Here is an 18353-nt window from a genome sequence, read left to right on the forward strand (position 1 = left end):
TTCTTTATCAAAAAAGGCGTTTAAAGCGCCTCAGACTGCTGACAAACCCCAATGACTCGATCTCGGGTGGTGAGGACGGGCAGAAGAGTAAAGCGTCCGCGCCAGGGATGGCGCGGCTCGAGCCTACAGGGATGCTTGTTTTTACAAAGGAAGTACGGTGTCTTTACGATCTGCCTGTTTTCACCGCTGCAGGCACTTTGTCAATAACCTCAGGCGCTTAAAGCGCCTTTTATTTCCGTTTACCTTATGCCAAATCTGTCATCACCCGTTGAGCAATTTCAAAGTAAATAATCAGACCTGTGCCATCAATAAAGGTCGCAATAAAGGGGGCAGACACCACCGCAGGATCTATAGACAAGCGCTTTAATACCATCGGAATAATGGAAGAAATAATGGCGCTCCATACTGTGATCGCAACGACAGTTAAGCTCACGACGATAGTGACTTCCATTCCTACCCCAAGGAACCAGGCGCGGATCCAAGCAGCTAAACCAATAGTTGCCGCTACCATTAGAGAAGTAGAAACCTCTTTACGCAATACTGCGCCAATATTGCGTAAACTAACTTCACCTAATGCCATTGCTCGTACTAAAGTGGAGGTAATTTGTGTTCCACTGTTCCCACCCGTACCAATTAATAATGGGATAAAAAATGCCAAGGCAATAGCGGCTTCGAGTTGTTCCTCAAACGCTTTTAATACCGTGCCAGTATAAGCCTCTGCGACAAATAACAGTAATAACCAAACAACCCGTTTGCGCCATAATGTTACTGGGCTGGTTTGTAAATATGGCTCATCCAGGGGGAAACTAGCGCCTTGTCTTTGAGCATCATCGGTATTTTCATCTTCAATCAACTCAGCAATATCTTGAGCCCTTAATACTCCCATTAATTTACCGTGACTTAATACTGGAACGATATCTAAACCGTTTTTTGACAATAGGCTGACCGCCTCATGACGCTTCTGATCTGGTGATACAGAGAAATAACTTTGATTGATAATTTGAAAAACTTTTATATCTTGCTGTTCTTCCGTCAATAATTTTTTAACTGAGAGTAAACCAAGCAAATGCCGATTATCATTAGTGACCAATAATTGTGTCGGTATTTCATCATCAGAGATATTCTGCAAGAAATAAGTTTTAGCCTCAGCGACTGACATATCAGCAGACACCGTAATATAGGCATCACTCATATAAGCGCCTAAAGTCGATTCCTTATCTTCGCCTGGATGGAACTGGCCTTGCTTTTGCAAGGCTAAATCGAGATGTGAACTCATAAAAGACCCTATTACTGTTATTAATCAATTAAACAGTCCTCACATAGGGGCGTAACCAGATTAGAGAGTGCTCCATGGCTATCTCCGTGTCTAAGTTTTAGCACTATACAACGTATCTGATTTCTCAGAAGTTACTTTGGGCTATACCTTAATCCGATATAGCCTGTCCTAACCTTGGGCGTCTCTGGACGTCATCAGATCAGTAACCTGTGTTTGTATAGGAGCCTCGCCTAACGAGATACTGCATTTAAAATGCCCACACACTATAAGCGTGATACTTAAAACAAATCAAAAAAATAACCATTCTCGTTTAAGGTGTATTTAGTTTTCGCCAAGAAACAATAGTTAATGTTTAGTAATGATTTATTGTTATTTAATCAATGTTAAATAATACCAGAGGTGGTCATTATTCCTACTGTACGAGTATATCCACTTAGGCTATATTTCTTTAAATCCCAGTAAAAATGCCATTATGGCATGGCATAAAATCACCATGATAAGAAGGAACTTATTGATGCGAATTTTAGTTAATACATCTATATTATTTATGTGTTCTATAGTAGGGGTGGGGTCTGTATCTGCTAATGAAATAATCTTATGGCGAGAACCCGCCCCTATGGTGAAAGAAGGAAAATATTACAGTCTTATCGTCGATCGAGGGCAACTGCAAAAAGCAGTCAAGAACACCAATAATGATTATCTTTTTTCTGAAAAAGGGAACGGTATTAAGCCGTTAGTGTTAATCGGCTCTCCTCTTGAGATTTCAGAGTTTTTGATTAAAAACGAAACTCGTGGTATCGAAAATCATATCAAAGAACTGCCAGATATCTATATGGGCATCACAAATTATGTCCCCCAAAAACGTTTTACCGGGTTATTTCCATTACATGACTTATTAACCAAAAGTGTTGAGCAGGCACTAAAATTCGTGCCAGTAGGCACTATTCTGACTGATACGGCCGGTATTCCTTCAGATCTAAACGAAATGTACGACGTTATTAAGAAATTGAAAAATAAAGATAAAATTGATGGAAAGCTTCTTTATGTCAAGTTTAGCTATCTACCGGAGGATGGAATGAAAAAGGTGGGTAGGAAAACAGTCAGTTTCGGTAAAATACTTAAACAAATGCAGGATGGAAATAAATAAGCCAGCAAAAACGGCCCCCTGGCAAACACTTTCAATTAGTCCCAGGGGCAGTGTTTGATAATGCCTAAAGCTAAATACGTTGGATAGCGAGCGCAATATCTTTCGAGGTTTTTAACGCGCGTATTTCGCCAAATAAATCCGTGGCTTCAGCATATTCTTTACGCAGATACCCTAGCCACTGTTTGATGCGGGCTACATGATATAAGCCCGTATCGCCCTGCTTTTCTAGCTGAACATATTTTTTCAACAGTTTGACCACTTCCGGCCACCGCATTCGCGGTTCGTTATACTTCACAACTCGGCTCAAGTTTGGCACATTCAGCGCCCCTCGGCCTAACATCACGGCATCACAGCCCGTCACTTTCATGCACTCTTGTGCGCTCTGATAATCCCAAATTTCACCGTTGGCGATCACCGGAATAGTGAGCCGCTGGCGGATCTCACCGATCGCCTGCCAGTTAATGCGTTCAGCTTGATAACCATCTTCTTTGGTACGGCCATGTACCGCCAGTTCTGTTGCACCCGCTTGTTGTACCGCATCGGCAATTTCAAACTGACGATCGCCCGAATCCCAGCCTAGACGAATTTTTACTGTTACCGGCAAATGAGCCGGAACAGCCTCACGCATGGCTTTGGTTCCCCGATAAATCAGCTCGGGATCTTTCAGCAATGTAGCACCGCCACCGCTGCCATTAACCAATTTTGACGGGCAACCACAGTTCAAATCGACCCCGTAAGATCCCAATTCAACCGCACGAGCGGCGTTTTCCGCCAACCATTCTGGGTATTGGCCTAACAATTGGATACGAACCTGAGTGCCGGAGGAAGTGCGGCTCTGATGATGCAGTTCAGGGCACAGACGATAGAAAGATTTTGCCGGCAATAACTGATCGACTACCCGTAAAAACTCGGTGATACAAAGGTCGTAATCATTGACTTCACTAAGAAGCTCGCGCACCAGTGAGTCTAATACACCCTCCATCGGCGCCAGTATTACCCGCATGCTAATGACCCCCGCCCCTCTATCCACGCCATGAATACACCCTGCCCAGTACCTATAAAACCAACATAGTATAATAGTAAAAAAGACCGGCAATGATACGGGGGAAGCAGGGAATAAAACAAGGGATAACCCAGTAATGACATGAATTCAGATGAAAAAAAACCGCCTCCGAAGAAGCGGTTTTATCAGCGAATACTTTCTAGCTTATTCGCCTGGTTTGCGGCTACGACCACGTGAAGACGGGCCTGCTGGGCGGCGTTGACCATCAGCCTGGCTGCGCGGGCGGCTGGCACGGCTATCACCGCGACCTGCTGCACCACCACCATTTTGTGGACGACCCGCACTGCTACCACGGCCCATTCCAGGGCGCTGCGCACCACGGCCTTGGCGACCATTTTGAATCGGATCCGCTTTAATGCTTGGGTCCGGCTCATAGCCATCAAGTGCAATACGCGGAATTTCACGTTTCAGTAAGCGCTCAATATCACGCAACAGTTTATGTTCATCAACACAAACCAGTGAAATCGCCTCGCCAGTGCGTTCCGCGCGGCCAGTACGGCCAATGCGGTGCACGTAATCTTCTGGTACGTTTGGCAATTCATAGTTAACTACATGAGGTAACTGATCAATATCCAAACCACGCGCGGCGATATCAGTCGCTACCAATACACGGATTTTACCATCTTTAAAATCAGCCAATGCACGGGTACGCGCCCCTTGGCTCTTGTTGCCATGAATTGCGGCGGCAGTAATACCGTCTTTATTCAATTGCTCGGCTAAATGGTTAGCGCCGTGTTTGGTGCGGTTGAACACCAATACTTGCTGCCAGTTACCTTCGCCAATCATCTGAGACAGCAGCTCACGCTTGCGGTTTTTATCAACAAAATGAACGCTTTGTGCAATTTGTTCCGATGCGGTGTTACGGCGCGCGACTTCAACAGAAGCCGGGTTGTGCAACAACTTGCTGGCTAAACCTTTAATTTCATCAGAGAAAGTGGCAGAGAACAGCAAGTTTTGGCGTTTGGCTGGCAGTTTGGCCAAGACACGACGGATATCGTGAATAAAGCCCATATCCAGCATGCGGTCAGCTTCGTCCAATACCAAAATTTCAATTTTGGACAAATCAACAGCGTTCTGATGTTCCAGATCCAGTAAACGGCCTGGGGTGGCGACCAAAATATCCACACCACCACGCAATTTCATCATCTGTGGGTTAATGCTAACGCCACCAAATACCACCAGCGAACGCAGCTTCAGGTATTTGCTGTAACTCTGTACGTTTTCGTCAATCTGCGCAGCCAGTTCGCGGGTTGGCGTCAAAATCAACGCACGCACCGGACGACGGCCTTTAATTGGCTCTTGGTTCTGGCTCAGCAGTTGCAACAACGGCAAGGTGAAACCAGCGGTTTTACCCGTACCGGTTTGCGCACTGGCCATTAAATCACGGCCTTCCAGTACCACAGGGATTGCCTGACGTTGAATCGGTGTCGGCACAAGGTAGCCCTGCTCTTCAACAGCACGCAGGATGTCGGCGTTTAGGCCGAGAGAATCAAATGACATATTACGAGAAGCTCCAGATCTTCCCAATCCTGGCGATAACGTCAGGTGCAGTTTCAAGGGAAGATTATCAGACGAGGCATGAATTGAGGCATTACCACGAGGATTGGCACAAACTGCAGTGCACCATTGCGGCTGATTATAGCAGATGTTGGCAAGAAAAGGGAGATTTACGCGTTTCTTAAGAATTTTATTAACTCAAACATCAACAGAATTGATTTATTAGCATCTATTAACCCATTCAGGATCACAAAAACAGGGCGAATTGCGGCCATAGCTTTACATATTCTCAGCAGAGACCTAAAGTTAATCATACGATTGATTTATTATTTAGCTATTATTATTAGCGCAAATCTTATCCATTTTTACCCAAATTTTGGGGAGTTACATTGAGTATGGAGCCTATGTCCCATTCCACACCTCACGATTTAACACCATCAATACCAGTGACCAGCCGCGGTGAACAAGCGCGCCAACAACTGATACAAGCTGCGACCGAACTGTTCGGCGAACAGGGTTTGAAAGGGGCAACCACCCGCGAGATTGCACAGCGGGCAGGACAGAATATTGCCGCGATTACTTATTACTTCAATTCTAAAGAAGGTTTGTATCTGGCGGTGGCACAACAAATTGCGGATTTTATCCGGCAAGCATTTGCGCCACTGGCAGTGGAAATTGACCAGTTTCTACGGCTGCCGAGCCAGGAGCAAAGCCCAGAGCAGCAGTTACATTTTATTCGCCGTGGTTTGCTGGAATTCAGCCATTTAATGACACAGCCGGAAACGCTAAATATCAGCAAAATCATGGCGCGGGAGCAACTCTCCCCCAGTGATGCATACCCGCTGATTCATGCTCAGGCCATTGCGCCCTTACACCAAAAACTGAATTTGTTGCTGGCGGCATTCATTGGTGCCGATGCAAGTGAGACGAAAACCATTCTCCATACCCATGCATTGATTGGTGAGGTTCTGGCTTTCCGCATGGCGCGGGAAACTATCCGCCGGCAAGCGGGTTGGCTGGAAATTGGTAAATCTGAAAGCGAGATGATTAATCAAGTGCTTATTGAACATATTGACCTGCTGCTTTATGGGCTGCGGGCGAAAGCATCGCAGTGAACTCATTGACCTTATAGTTATAAAGAATTGGTTACAGATAGGGAGCATTATGAATCGCAAGAAGATTATAGTGGCCGTCGTCATCGTCGCTTTGCTGGCGACCCTCGGTTACGGATGGAATTATTATCGTCAACAACAGGACGCGACATTGACATTATATGGCAATGTCGATATTCGCACCGTGAATCTGGGCTTTAGAGTCGGTGGTCGGCTGGCTTCTCTGGCGGTTGATGAGGGGGATAAAGTTCAGCCGGGCGAAGTCTTGGGCAAACTGGATGACGGCCCGTATCTCAATGCCCTCAAGCAGGCTCAGGCCAATGTGCAAAGTGCGCAAGCCCAGTTGGATTTACTGAAAGCAGGTTACCGGGAAGAAGAAATTGCCCAAGTGCGGTCTGAAGTCTCTCAGCGCGAGGCCGCATTCAGTTATGCCGACAGCTTCTTAAAACGCCAACAAGGGCTGTGGGCAAGCAAGGCCGTATCAGCCAATGAGCTGGAAAATGCCCGTACCGCGCGCAGTCAGGCCCAGGCTAATCTGCAAGCATCAAAAGATAAACTCGCCCAATATTTGAGCGGTAACCGCCCGCAAGAAATCGCGCAGGCCGAAGCGAATCTGGCGCAAAGTGAAGCTGAATTGGCACAAGCCCAACTCAACTTGCAAGACGCCACCTTACTTTCGCCTTCTGGCGGGACAGTGCTGACACGCGCAGTTGAGCCGGGCACTATTTTGTCTGCCAGTAATACCGTCTTTACACTCTCGCTGACGGATCCGGTTTGGGTGCGGGCCTATGTCAGTGAGCGCCACTTGGGGCAAGCCATTCCGGGGACTGAGGTCCAAATCTTTACCGATGGCCGCCCAGGCAAGCCTTATCACGGAAAAATTGGCTTTGTTTCGCCGACTGCCGAATTTACCCCTAAGAGTGTGGAAACACCGGATTTGCGCACCGACCTGGTTTATCGTTTGCGAATTATTATTACCGATGCTGATGAGTCACTACGCCAAGGTATGCCGGTCACCATCAGCTTTGCACAACCTTAAGGCGGCATAAGTTATGAATGGCATTCAGCATCTTATTACTCTGGAAGGTGTCGAAAAATCTTTCCCCGGACTAGAAAGCCCGGCGGTTGCCAGCCTGACTACTGAAATCCGCAGCGGGGCCGTCACCGGTTTGGTCGGGCCAGACGGCGCAGGTAAAACGACGCTGTTACGGATGTTGGCCGGGTTGCTGAAACCCAGCCAAGGTAAGCTAACGGTCGTCGGCCTTGACCCTGTAGAAAATGATCGCCAGTTACATTCCATCCTCGGCTATATGCCGCAAAAGTTTGGTTTATATGAAGATTTGACGGTGATGGAAAACCTGACGCTGTATGCCGATTTACGGGGCGTCACCGGTGAACAGCGCCGCCAGACCTTCGAGCGCCTGCTAACTTTTACCGATTTGACCCGCTTTACGGAGCGGCTGGCGGGCAAGCTATCCGGCGGCATGAAACAAAAATTGGGCTTGGCCTGTACTTTGGTCGGGCAGCCCAAAGTCTTGTTGCTGGATGAGCCGGGCGTTGGTGTCGACCCCATCTCACGCCGCGAGCTATGGCGCATGGTTCATGAGTTGGCAAGCGACGGTATGCTCATTCTCTGGAGCACATCTTATCTGGATGAAGCCGAGCAATGCCGCGAGGTTTTGCTGCTCAATGAGGGGAAATTGCTCTATAGCGGCGCGCCACAAGAGCTGACGCAGCGCATGAGCGGCCGGACTATTCTTGTCGCAGCCCAAACCGGCACTAACCGCAAATTACTACAACATGCTTTGGCGCTACCTCAGGTCAGTGATGGGGTTATTCAAGGTAAATATGTGCGGCTGATCCTCAAACCGGACGTAGACCATAGCCAGATATTATCCCTGTTAAATCAGTCTAATGGCGGGATTATGGAGGCTGAACCGCGCTTTGAGGATGCCTTTATCGACTTGCTGGGTGGCGGCCCGGCCAGTGAATCCGCACTGGCGAAAATCATGCCCAAAGTCGAGGGCAGCCATGATGAAACGGTGATTGAGGCCCAAGAGTTAACCAAGAAATTTGGTGACTTTGCCGCCACCGACCATGTGAATTTTCAGGTCAAACGCGGGGAGATATTTGGTTTGCTCGGGCCGAACGGTGCCGGTAAATCGACCACATTTAAAATGATGTGTGGCTTGCTGGTTCCCAGTAGCGGCAAGGCTTTGGTGCTGGGGATGGATCTGAAAACCAGCTCCGGTAAAGCGCGCCAACATTTGGGTTATATGGCGCAGAAATTCTCACTGTATGGCAATCTGACGGTGGAGCAAAATCTGAAATTTTTCTCCGGTGTTTATGGCCTACAAGGGAAAACTCAACGCGAAAAAATAGCCGATATGACGTCGGCGTTTAATTTCACGCCAATTCTCAAGCAAACGCCCGACTCACTGCCACTTGGGTTCAAACAGCGCCTGGCGCTGGCTTGCGCCCTGATGCATGAGCCAGATATTCTGTTTCTGGACGAGCCTACCTCCGGTGTTGATCCCCTCACCCGCCGTGAATTTTGGCTGCATATCAATGGGATGGTAGATAAAGGAGTGACTGTCATGGTCACCACCCACTTTATGGATGAAGCAGAATATTGCGACCGTATCGGGCTGGTTTATCGTGGCAAAATTATTGCGGCGGGCACGCCAGATGAGCTAAAGCAGCAAGTTGCCACGGGTGAAGCCCCTAATCCATCAATGGAAGAAGCATTTATCGGGTTGGTTCTGCGCTATGACCAACAAAACGATAAGGAGCAACAATCATGACCGAGCCACATGATTTCCATGTAAATAAAACCCCGGTAAATGAGAGTGAAACTTATCAAGACACCGGATTTTCTTGGCGTCGCCTGCGGGCGCTATGTCGTAAAGAAACCCGGCAAATTCTGCGCGACCCCAGCAGTGGGTTAATCGCCTTTGTTATCCCATTGTTATTGTTATTTATTTTTGGCTATGGCATCAATCTGGACTCCAGCAAACTGCATGTCGGCATTTTAATGGAGCAACAGAGTCAACCGGCGCAAGATTTGGCTAATGCGTTCGCCAGCTCGCCCTATATCTCCCCGCAAATCAGTGATAACCGTCAAGCGCTGATTCAAGCGATGCAAGCCGGTAAAATCCGCGGACTTATTGTGATTCCGAATGATTTTGCCGAGCAACTCGCACGGCCAGAGAGTAAAGCACCCATTCAGGTGATTACTGACGGCAGTGAGCCGAATACCGCCAACTTTGTGCAAGGTTATGCCCAAGGTGTGTGGCAAATCTGGCAACAACAGCAGGCGCAAAATCTGGGGCAAAAGAATGATCCGCTGATAGAAATTCAGGTGCGCTATTGGTTTAACCCCGCCGCCATCAGCCGACATTTTATCATTCCGGGGGCCATTACCATTATCATGACAGTGATTGGCGCGATCCTGACGTCACTGGTGATCGCGCGCGAGTGGGAACGCGGCACCATGGAGGCGCTACTTTCTACTCAGGTCACACGCAGTGAGTTATTACTGTCAAAACTTATCCCCTATTATGTGCTCGGGATGGTCGCCATGACGTTATGTATGGTGGTCGCGGTATTTATCCTCGGTGTACCTTATCGCGGCTCATTGTGGATATTATTTGTCATGACCAGCTTATTCTTAGCCAGCACACTGGGCATGGGGCTGTTGATTTCGACTATCACCCGCAACCAGTTTAATGCGGCCATGGTGGCACTGAACGCCGCATTCCTGCCCGCGGTTATGCTGTCAGGATTTATTTTCCAAATCGACAGCATGCCCGCCGTGGTCCGCGCCGTAACCTATATCATTCCTGCCCGCTATTTTGTCAGCAGCTTGCAAACTCTATTCCTGGCGGGAGATATCGGTACCGTTTTGGTGATTAACCTGTTGTTTTTGGTTGCATCCGCAACCGTGTTTATCGGCCTGACAGCATGGAAAACAAATCGTCGATTAGATTAGGTCGTCGGCTAGATTAACGGAAGGGAGTTAACGATGTTTCATCGCCTTTACACATTGATTATTAAAGAGTTGCAATCGCTGCTGCGCGAACCGCAAACCCGGGCGATATTAATCATGCCAGTGATATTGCAGGTGATTTTATTCCCATTCGCCGCCACATTAGAAGTGACCAATGCCACTATCGCCATTTATAGCGAAGACAGCGGTAAGGCGTCAATAGAACTCACTCAGCGCTTTGCTAAAGCCGAAGCATTTTCTCATGTGTTGCTGCTGCACAGCCCACAAGAGATTCAGCCAGTGATTGATAATCAGAAAGCCTTGCTGTTAATTCGCTTTCCTGCGCAATTCAGTGCGGACTTGGCAAATAGCAAAACCACTCAGTTACAGTTGGCTCTGGATGGTCGCAATTCTAACAGCGCCCAAATAGCCGCGAATTACATTCAGCAAATCGTGCAAGAATACCAATTAGAATTGACCAAGGGGCAAATCAAACCCAATAACAGCGAGCTAGTGATTCGAAATTGGTATAACCCGAACTTGGATTACAAATGGTTTGTGGTGCCATCATTGATAGCGATGATTACAACTATTGGCGTATTGATTGTCACGTCACTGTCGGTCGCCCGTGAGCGGGAACAAGGGACACTGGAACAGCTTTTAGTTTCACCACTGACCACCTGGCAGATATTTATCGGCAAAGCAGTTCCGGCACTGATAGTCGCCACTTTCCAGGCCACTATCGTGTTGTTTATCGGCATATTTTTCTACCAAATCCCTTTTGCAGGGTCACTGGCACTGTTTTATGGCACTATGCTGCTCTACGGCTTGTCATTGGTCGGTTTTGGCTTATTGATTTCATCGCTATGTTCTACTCAGCAGCAAGCCTTTATTGGCGTATTTGTCTTTATGATGCCCGCAATCTTGCTTTCTGGTTATGTCTCCCCAGTAGAGAACATGCCTGTTTGGCTGCAAAATATCACGTGGGTCAATCCTATCCGCCACTTTACTGATATCACCAAACAGATTTACCTCAAGGATGCCAGCTTCGACATCATCTGGCACAGTTTGTGGCCGCTGTTGGTGATAACCGCCACCACAGGGAGTGCGGCCTACGGGATGTTTAGACGGAAAATCGCGTAACACAGCAATTTTCTGTACTCACAAAAAACAAAAAGGACACCAATTAGGTGTCCTTTCAAATTTAGAGTTGTGTTCGCCGCGCCGCAGCTCTTAATCAACCAGCTTAGCGGCGGTTGCCGAAAATCCGCAACAGCATCAGGAACAGGTTGATGAAATCCAGATACAAGGTCAATGCGCCGACGATGGCATACTTACGGAAACCATCTTTATCATTGGCATCTAACTGCGCACCCATGTTTTTCAATTTCTGGGTATCGTAAGCTGTCAGGCCGACAAACACTAAGACACCGATGTAAGTCACAGCCCACATCAACGCCGGGCTTTTTAGCCAAATGTTAACCAAAGACGCCAGAATGATACCGATCAGGCCCATAAACAGGATGCTGCCCATACCACTCAAATCGCGTTTAGTGGTGTAGCCATAAAGGCTCATAGCACCAAACATCCCGGCACAAATGACAAAAGTACTGGCGATTGATGCGCCGGTGTACAGTATCAAGATGCTGGAGAGCGTCAGCCCCGTTAGCGCAGAGTACAGCATAAACAGTGACGTTGCGGCTGAACCACTCAGGCGATTAATCATGCCGGAGATAACAAAAACCAAACCAAGCTGAGCAATAATCAACCCGAAGAACAGGATTTGATTTGACTGCAAAGCAAAAATAATTGAAGGGGTGTTCGCTGCGTACCATGCGACTACCGCCGTTAATAACAGACCACAGGTCATCCAGCCGTATACCTGCGCCATATATGCCTGAATGCCAGAGTTGGCACGTTCGACAATTGAACCATTAGAGCGTGGATAGCGATCCATGGTAGTTACCTTATGCATATAAATAATGATACAGGCCATCAACTGACAGCCCACCGACTCTTTTAGGGTACCACAGAAATAGGGCAAACAAGGGAGTAAAAATAGGTATTTAGGGCCAATCTTTACACGGGTTTACTTACAGTTTACCAGCGCTTGGCTGCCGCATGATCACTGTCGCGTGATTCAACCCAACGTTCGCCGTCGGTGGTTGCTTCGCGTTTCCAAAATGGTGCCCGTGTTTTCAGATAGTCCATAATAAACTCAGCAGACTCAAACGCCATGCTGCGATGAGCGCTGGTCACGCCAACAAAGACGATTTCATCTCCGGGGAATAATGGCCCAACCCGATGAATCACTGACACGCGCTGTAAGGGCCAGCGGCTACGTGCTTGAGCAATAATTTCAGCCAGCGCTTTTTCTGTCATGCCAGGGTAATGTTCTAGTGTCAACGCACTGACATTGCTGCCCAAATTATGGTTACGGACTTTGCCGGTAAAGGTCACCACCGCCCCATCTTCATCACATTGCGACAACCAGGAGTATTCTTCGCCGACATTAAATGCTGCCAGCCCGACACGAATGCGCGTGTTGTCCATTATTAACCTCCCGTCACCGGAGGGAAGAAAGCGACTTCATCCCCTGCAACCAAGGGGTGTTGAGCATTGACCAGCGATTGATTCACCGCCGTGAGCAACTTCCCTTCTTCCAGAGCCAATTGCCAGCGGTCACCCCGTTGACACAAGGATTGGCGCAAAGCATCAACGGTTGAAAACTCCGCAGCCACTTGCAAGCGGTCAGTCCCTACCAACTCACGCACCTGAGCAAAAAATAGAATCTGAATCATGGACTTACCTTAAAATAACCAGATTTTCCGCCACTTTTCGCCAACAGGCGAACCGGGCCAATTATCATGTCTTTTTGTACGGCTTTACACATGTCATAAATGGTCAGCGCTGCGACGGATGCCGCAGTCAAAGCTTCCATTTCCACCCCAGTTTTACCCGTCAGGCGGCAGCAGGACTCAATGCGAACCCGATTGTGTTCCGGCTGTGCTTCCAACTGAACTTCGACTTTAGTCAGCAATAGCGGGTGGCACAGGGGAATTAATTCCCAGGTTTTTTTTGCGGCTTGAATACCGGCGATCCGTGCGGTGGCAAACACATCGCCTTTATGATGGCTGCCATCGATAATCATCGCCAATGTCGCGGCATGCATTTCAACAAAGGCTTCCGCACGTGCTTCACGCACAGTTTCCGCTTTGGCGGAGACATCCACCATATGGGCTTCGCCGGCGGCATTAATGTGAGTTAATTGGGTCATATATAACCTCTGTTCTTGATATTGCAGCCGATCAGCCACCAATAAATGATAAATTTTGCGTAATGCCGCTATTCCCTTGATGCAAGAAATGAGTTTGCTTCTTGGTTTGCAATGCACTTTGAATTCGCGCCATTAATTCATATTGCTGGTCATCACTGCCTAACAAATCACGCAGCGTGATACCCTGCTCGCCAAATAAGCATAAATGCAGGTTTCCCAGTGCTGAAACACGCAGGCGGTTACAACTGGCACAGAAGTCTTTCTCATACGGCATGATAAGCCCAATCTCCCCTAAATAGTCCGGGTGATGGAACACTTGAGCTGGGCCATCACTGCGCGCACGCTCTTGCTGTTGCCAGCCTTGCAGGAGTAATTGCTGACGGATGACATCACCGGAAACATGATGTTTACGGAACACATTGCCGCCCTCACCGGTCTCCATCAATTCAATAAATCGTAGTTGAATGGGGCGAGATTTTATCCAGTTAAGGAATGCTCCGAGATTCTTGTCATTGACATCCCGCATCAGCACGGCATTGATTTTGACTTTCTCAAAACCCGCATCAAAAGCCGCATCAATACCTTGCATCACTTGATGGAATTTATCTTGCCCGGTGATGGCATGAAATTGTCGAGGGTCGAGGCTATCAACACTGACATTAATCGCCGTCAACCCCGCCTCGCGCCACTGAGCGGCATCACGCGCTAAACGATAACCATTGGTGGTCACCGCCAAAGTGCGGATCGCGGAATTTTGACGAATGGTGGCGATAATATCGGTGAAATCGCGGCGCATAGACGGCTCGCCACCGGTTAAACGGATTTTTTCAGTTCCTAGCATGGCAAATGCACGGCTGACGCGACTTATTTCGTCAAGGCTCAGGAAACTTTTTAATCCGTCCGGGCGATAGCCATCGGGCAGGCAGTATGTGCAGCGAAAATTGCACACATCAGTAATCGATAGGCGCAAATAATAGAACTTGCGCGCAAATGCGTCTGTAAGTTGTACCATAACACCTTTCCAAATACGGGAGATGCAGGCATTTCCACCTCGCACCCTGGTGGCATAAAGCCACGGCCAGAGCATCATATTGTCCATAAAAGCAACAACGTAGACACCAAGGCTAGGAGTTTGTGCTCAGCTGCTGTTTGCTCACAGCTAACTGAACCATGGTTAAAAAGCAAAATTCGTTACAGCGGCTAACCGCTAAAAACCTTACTTTCTTTGCAGATTCTAACGCTAAAACGACAAGATAGCCAATCGCTGTTTTTCGCTATATATTTTTATATACAACGACTTATATAACAAAAATCAGCATTATACCCAAAGTAATTGGAGTTGCAGGTAGGCAGCAAGCAAGCAAATCCCGATGAGCTTACACTGGTAAGTAATTCGGGTTAGTGCGCGTAGCTAACACCCCTGCGGCTCCAAGTATGAAGGGTATTTTGAGCTTATTTTATTCCGAGGCTAATACTTTGTTTAAAATCACGAAAATCATGGCTTTTATCGCGTTTTGGCAGCAAATCCGTTAACTTATGCAGCAATTTCCCCATTAGCTATGCTTATTACAATATTTAGGCAGGAAAAATATGCGAAATCGCACATTAGCGGATCTCGACCGGGTCGTTGCATTAGGTGGAGGCCATGGGCTGGGGCGGGTGATGTCAGCTCTTTCTTCTTTAGGTTCACGCCTGACCGGTATTGTTACCACCACTGATAATGGGGGTTCGACTGGCCGCATACGCCGTTCCGAGGGGGGAATTGCCTGGGGGGATACCCGTAATTGTCTGAATCAATTGATCACTGAACCCAGTGTCGCTTCCGCCATGTTCGAATACCGTTTTACTGGCAATGGTGAGCTAGCGGGCCATAATCTGGGCAATTTAATGCTCAAATCGCTGGACCATCTTAGCATCCGCCCTCTTGAAGCCATTAATCTGGTGCGTAGCTTGCTGAAAATCGATGCCTGGTTGATCCCTATGTCAGAACAACCCGTCGACTTGATGGCCATCGATAATGAAGGGCACCCGATTTACGGTGAAGTCAATATTGACCAACTTGCACATATGCCGAAAGATTTGCTGCTATCCCCCCATGTCCATGCGACCAAGGAGGCGATTGAAGCTATCAGCCAGGCGGATGTTATCTTAATCGGGCCGGGCAGTTTTTTGACTAGCTTGATGCCACTATTATTGCTCGACGATCTCACTCAAGCTCTACGGCGCAGCTCTGCCAGTATGATTTATATTGGCAACCTGGGGCGCGAGCTAAGTGTTGCTGCCGCTGAGCTGTCTTTGCACGAAAAATTGGCAATAATGGAAAACAAGATTGGCAGAAAAATCATTGATGCCGCAATTGTCAGCCCACACATTGATATCAGTGGCGTTAGGGACAGAATCATTGTACAGCAGCCCTTGGAAGCCAAAGATATCCCCTATCGTCATGATCGGGAGCTACTGCGCCAAGCACTGGAAACCACCTTGCAGCAATTGGGTGGTGCAAATTCTGTGTCAGTGGACTAGTCCTGTGAGTGACGAAATTTTTCTTCCAGAGCCGCAGTATCATTCATGTGGATATATAGCTCTTCCACTTTAGTGCGCGCCCACGGAGTTCGCCGCAAAAACTTCAAACTAGATTTAATACTCGGTGAGCTGATGAAACAGTTGATCCGAATGCGGTGTGCTAACTCTTCCCAGCCGTAGTGCTCGACCAGTTTGGTCAACAGTTGTTCAAGGGTAATGCCGTGTAACGGATCTTTTGATACATGGTCGCTCATCATTTGCCCTGTTTATTTATCTATTAACCCTAAATTTAGCGGCACACCTTACGAGGAATCGAGGTATGCCGCAAGATATTAAGATATGGCGATGAATTGCTGGCGCAACTGGTGTACTTGATCGCGTAATTCTGCCGCCTGTTCGAACTCCAGATTTTGCGCGTGTGTGTACATTTTCGCTTCCAACTCGCGGATTTTTTGGTCAAGCGCTTTCGGTGCCAGAGATTGGTAATCATGGGTATCAGCCACTTTACCGCCCCGCCCTTTCCCTTTACCGCGCAGTGAAGGTTGGCCCAATTGCAGAAGATCGCCGACCTTCTTGTTAAGCCCCTGTGGAATAATGCCGCGCTCTTCATTGTAAGTTTGCTGCTTAGCCCGGCGGCGCTGTGTTTCACCAATGGCTTTTTCCATCGAGGCCGTAATTCTGTCACCATAAAGAATTGCTTTACCATTGAGGTTACGTGCTGCACGGCCAATGGTCTGGATTAAGGAGCGCTCGGAGCGCAGGAAACCCTCTTTATCAGCATCAAGGATGGCGACAAGAGAAACCTCCGGCATATCCAGCCCTTCTCGCAGTAAGTTGATCCCCACCAGCACATCAAACTCGCCCAGACGCAAATCGCGAATAATCTCTACGCGCTCAACGGTATCAATATCCGAATGCAAGTAACGCACCCGCGCACCATGTTCTACCAGATACTCCGTTAAGTCTTCAGCCATCCGCTTAGTTAGCGTGGTCACCAATACCCGCTCATTAATCGCGGCGCGGATGCGGATCTCTGACAGCAAATCATCCACTTGTGTTGCCACTGGGCGCACTTCAATCAATGGATCGAGCAAGCCGGTTGGGCGCACTACCTGCTCAATAATATCACCACCGGATTTCTCCAGTTCATATTTGCCGGGAGTGGCAGAGACATAAATGGTCTGTGGCGCCAGAGCTTCAAATTCTTCAAAGCGCATTGGGCGGTTATCCAGCGCCGATGGCAGGCGGAAGCCATATTCCACCAAGGTTTCTTTCCGCGAACGGTCACCTTTGTACATCCCGCCGATTTGCGGGATGGTGACGTGGGATTCATCCACAATCAGCAAACCATCCGCCGGTAGATAATCAAAGAGGGTTGGCGGCGCTTCACCCGGCCCACGGCCAGAAAGATAGCGGGAATAGTTTTCAATGCCGGAGCAGTAGCCCAGTTCATTCATCATTTCGAGATCAAATTGAGTTCGCTGTGTAATACGCTGTTCTTCAACCAATTTATTGTTGGCTAACAACACCTGACGCCGCTCAGCCAGCTCAACTTTGATGTCTTCCATCGCCTGTAAAATACGTTCCCTCGGGGTAACGTAGTGCGTTTTAGGATAGACCGTAAAACGAGGAACTTCATGCTGTAGCTGGCCGGTGAGAGGATCAAAAATGGACAGTCGCTCAACTTCCTCATCAAATAATTCAACCCGCACTGCCCACTCATCAGATTCCGCCGGGAAGATGTCGATAACCTCGCCCCGCACCCGGAAAGTGCCGCGCTGAAATACCTGGTCATTGCGGCTATATTGCAATTCTGACAAGCGCCGTAAAATTGCGCGCTGATCGATTATCATGCCCTTGGTTAAATGCAGCATCATTTTCAGGTATAAGTCGGGGTCACCCAAACCATAAATGGCGGAGACCGAGGCAACCACCACTACATCGCGCCGCTCCAGCAGGGCTTTAGTCGCCGACAGCCGCATTTGCTCAATATGCTCGTTTACCGAGGCATCTTTCTCAATAAAGGTATCAGAGCTTGGGACATAGGCTTCGGGCTGATAATAGTCATAGTAGGAGACGAAATATTCCACCGCATTATCGGGGAAAAACTCTTTCATCTCGCCATAAAGCTGTGCCGCCAAGGTTTTGTTGGGCGCTAATACCATCGTGGGTCGATTCAAATCAGCTATAACATTGGCAACCGTAAAGGTTTTGCCCGACCCCGTCACCCCCAACAGCGTCTGGTGGGCCAGACCATTCTCCAGCCCCTCCTCCAGTTTGCGGATGGCCTCAGGCTGATCACCTGCTGGCTTAAACTCAGAATGTAGTTTGAATAATTTACTCATGAATTTGCTACCCGCCGGAGAAATACACACTGTCAGGAGGCTAATTATGAAAGCCCCATAGATTTTTTCCACTGCTATGATACTGGATATAAAACCAGCTTCAAGCAGCAAAATGCCAAAATCGC

17 protein-coding genes and 2 riboswitches are annotated in these 18353 nt (G+C 48.2%); of the genes, 7 read left to right on the forward strand and 10 right to left on the reverse strand.

Annotated elements, in window-relative coordinates:
* Positions 1-244 precede the first annotated feature (244 nt).
* Positions 245-1276, reverse strand: coding sequence for a magnesium transporter (locus FTA91_RS07830; protein WP_145536247.1), 1032 nt, complete (start codon positions 1274-1276; stop codon positions 245-247).
* 75 nt (positions 1277-1351) lie between these two features.
* A riboswitch (M-box (ykoK) riboswitch) is annotated at positions 1352-1521 on the reverse strand.
* Between the two features lie 269 nt (positions 1522-1790).
* Between FTA91_RS07830 and FTA91_RS07835 the strand changes: the two genes are divergently transcribed.
* The gene (locus tag FTA91_RS07835) at positions 1791-2423 is read left to right on the forward strand and encodes a hypothetical protein (RefSeq protein WP_050112801.1); all 633 of its coding nucleotides are present in this window, start codon (positions 1791-1793) and stop codon (positions 2421-2423) included.
* Positions 2424-2493: 70 nt separating this feature from the next.
* Here FTA91_RS07835 and dusC read toward each other — a convergent pair whose 3' ends face one another.
* Positions 2494-3426: a tRNA dihydrouridine(16) synthase DusC gene (gene dusC, locus FTA91_RS07840; protein ID WP_050112799.1), complete on the reverse strand. Its 933-nt coding sequence runs from the start codon at positions 3424-3426 to the stop codon at positions 2494-2496.
* A 204-nt stretch (positions 3427-3630) separates the two neighbouring features.
* Positions 3631-4986, reverse strand: a complete 1356-nt coding sequence (gene rhlE, locus FTA91_RS07845; RefSeq protein ID WP_050112798.1) for an ATP-dependent RNA helicase RhlE — start codon at positions 4984-4986, stop codon at positions 3631-3633.
* Between the two features lie 401 nt (positions 4987-5387).
* Between rhlE and FTA91_RS07850 the strand changes: the two genes are divergently transcribed.
* From FTA91_RS07850 to FTA91_RS07870, 5 genes are read left to right on the forward strand one after another with little or no spacing between them, the layout of a single operon-like run.
* A complete protein-coding gene (locus FTA91_RS07850) occupies positions 5388-6098 on the forward strand; it encodes a transcriptional regulator (RefSeq protein WP_145534679.1) in 711 nt (236 codons plus the stop codon).
* A gap of 49 nt (positions 6099-6147) precedes the next feature.
* The gene (hlyD, locus tag FTA91_RS07855) at positions 6148-7134 is read left to right on the forward strand and encodes a secretion protein HlyD (protein ID WP_145534676.1); all 987 of its coding nucleotides are present in this window, start codon (positions 6148-6150) and stop codon (positions 7132-7134) included.
* Positions 7135-7147: 13 nt separating this feature from the next.
* Positions 7148-8899, forward strand: coding sequence for an ATP-binding cassette domain-containing protein (locus FTA91_RS07860; protein WP_050112795.1), 1752 nt, complete (start codon positions 7148-7150; stop codon positions 8897-8899).
* A complete protein-coding gene (locus FTA91_RS07865) occupies positions 8896-10086 on the forward strand; it encodes an ABC transporter permease (RefSeq protein ID WP_050112793.1) in 1191 nt (396 codons plus the stop codon). Before FTA91_RS07860 ends, FTA91_RS07865 begins: the two co-directional genes overlap by 4 nt.
* 33 nt (positions 10087-10119) lie before the next feature.
* Positions 10120-11226 (forward strand): ABC transporter permease, encoded by a 1107-nt coding sequence (locus FTA91_RS07870; RefSeq protein WP_145534673.1) that lies wholly within the window; start codon positions 10120-10122, stop codon positions 11224-11226.
* A gap of 103 nt (positions 11227-11329) precedes the next feature.
* On the opposite strand, the gene FTA91_RS07875 is transcribed toward FTA91_RS07870, so the two are convergent.
* The 5 genes from FTA91_RS07875 to moaA form a co-directional block, all read right to left on the reverse strand.
* On the reverse strand, positions 11330-12040 hold the full coding sequence (locus tag FTA91_RS07875) for a Bax inhibitor-1/YccA family protein (RefSeq protein WP_038639638.1): 711 nt from the start codon (positions 12038-12040) through the stop codon (positions 11330-11332).
* Between the two features lie 143 nt (positions 12041-12183).
* Entirely contained in the window at positions 12184-12636 is a 453-nt protein-coding gene (gene moaE / locus FTA91_RS07880; RefSeq protein WP_050112790.1) for a molybdopterin synthase catalytic subunit MoaE, read from the reverse strand.
* Between the two features lie 2 nt (positions 12637-12638).
* Positions 12639-12884, reverse strand: coding sequence for a molybdopterin synthase sulfur carrier subunit (gene moaD, locus FTA91_RS07885; RefSeq protein ID WP_050112788.1), 246 nt, complete (start codon positions 12882-12884; stop codon positions 12639-12641).
* Complete coding sequence (gene moaC / locus FTA91_RS07890) at positions 12881-13360, reverse strand: cyclic pyranopterin monophosphate synthase MoaC (RefSeq protein WP_145534670.1); 480 nt, start codon at positions 13358-13360, stop codon at positions 12881-12883. The genes moaD and moaC overlap by 4 nt, the downstream gene beginning before the upstream one ends.
* 31 nt (positions 13361-13391) lie before the next feature.
* Positions 13392-14372: a GTP 3',8-cyclase MoaA gene (gene moaA / locus FTA91_RS07895; RefSeq protein ID WP_050112784.1), complete on the reverse strand. Its 981-nt coding sequence runs from the start codon at positions 14370-14372 to the stop codon at positions 13392-13394.
* Positions 14359-14503, reverse strand: a riboswitch (molybdenum cofactor riboswitch). (Overlaps the previous gene by 14 nt.)
* Positions 14504-14950: 447 nt before the next feature.
* On the opposite strand from moaA, the gene FTA91_RS07900 reads away from it, so the two are divergent.
* Positions 14951-15883, forward strand: coding sequence for a gluconeogenesis factor YvcK family protein (locus FTA91_RS07900; RefSeq protein WP_050112783.1), 933 nt, complete (start codon positions 14951-14953; stop codon positions 15881-15883).
* On the opposite strand, the gene FTA91_RS07905 is transcribed toward FTA91_RS07900, so the two are convergent.
* The gene (locus FTA91_RS07905) at positions 15880-16137 is read right to left on the reverse strand and encodes a VF530 family protein (RefSeq protein ID WP_038634553.1); all 258 of its coding nucleotides are present in this window, start codon (positions 16135-16137) and stop codon (positions 15880-15882) included. The genes FTA91_RS07900 and FTA91_RS07905 overlap by 4 nt on opposite strands.
* Before the next feature lie 78 nt (positions 16138-16215).
* On the reverse strand, positions 16216-18228 hold the full coding sequence (gene uvrB, locus FTA91_RS07910) for an excinuclease ABC subunit UvrB (RefSeq protein ID WP_050112892.1): 2013 nt from the start codon (positions 18226-18228) through the stop codon (positions 16216-16218).
* Between the last annotated feature and the right edge of the window lie 125 nt (positions 18229-18353).

It is taken from the genome of Yersinia thracica (assembly GCF_902170565.1).
Classification (GTDB): domain Bacteria; phylum Pseudomonadota; class Gammaproteobacteria; order Enterobacterales; family Enterobacteriaceae; genus Yersinia; species Yersinia thracica.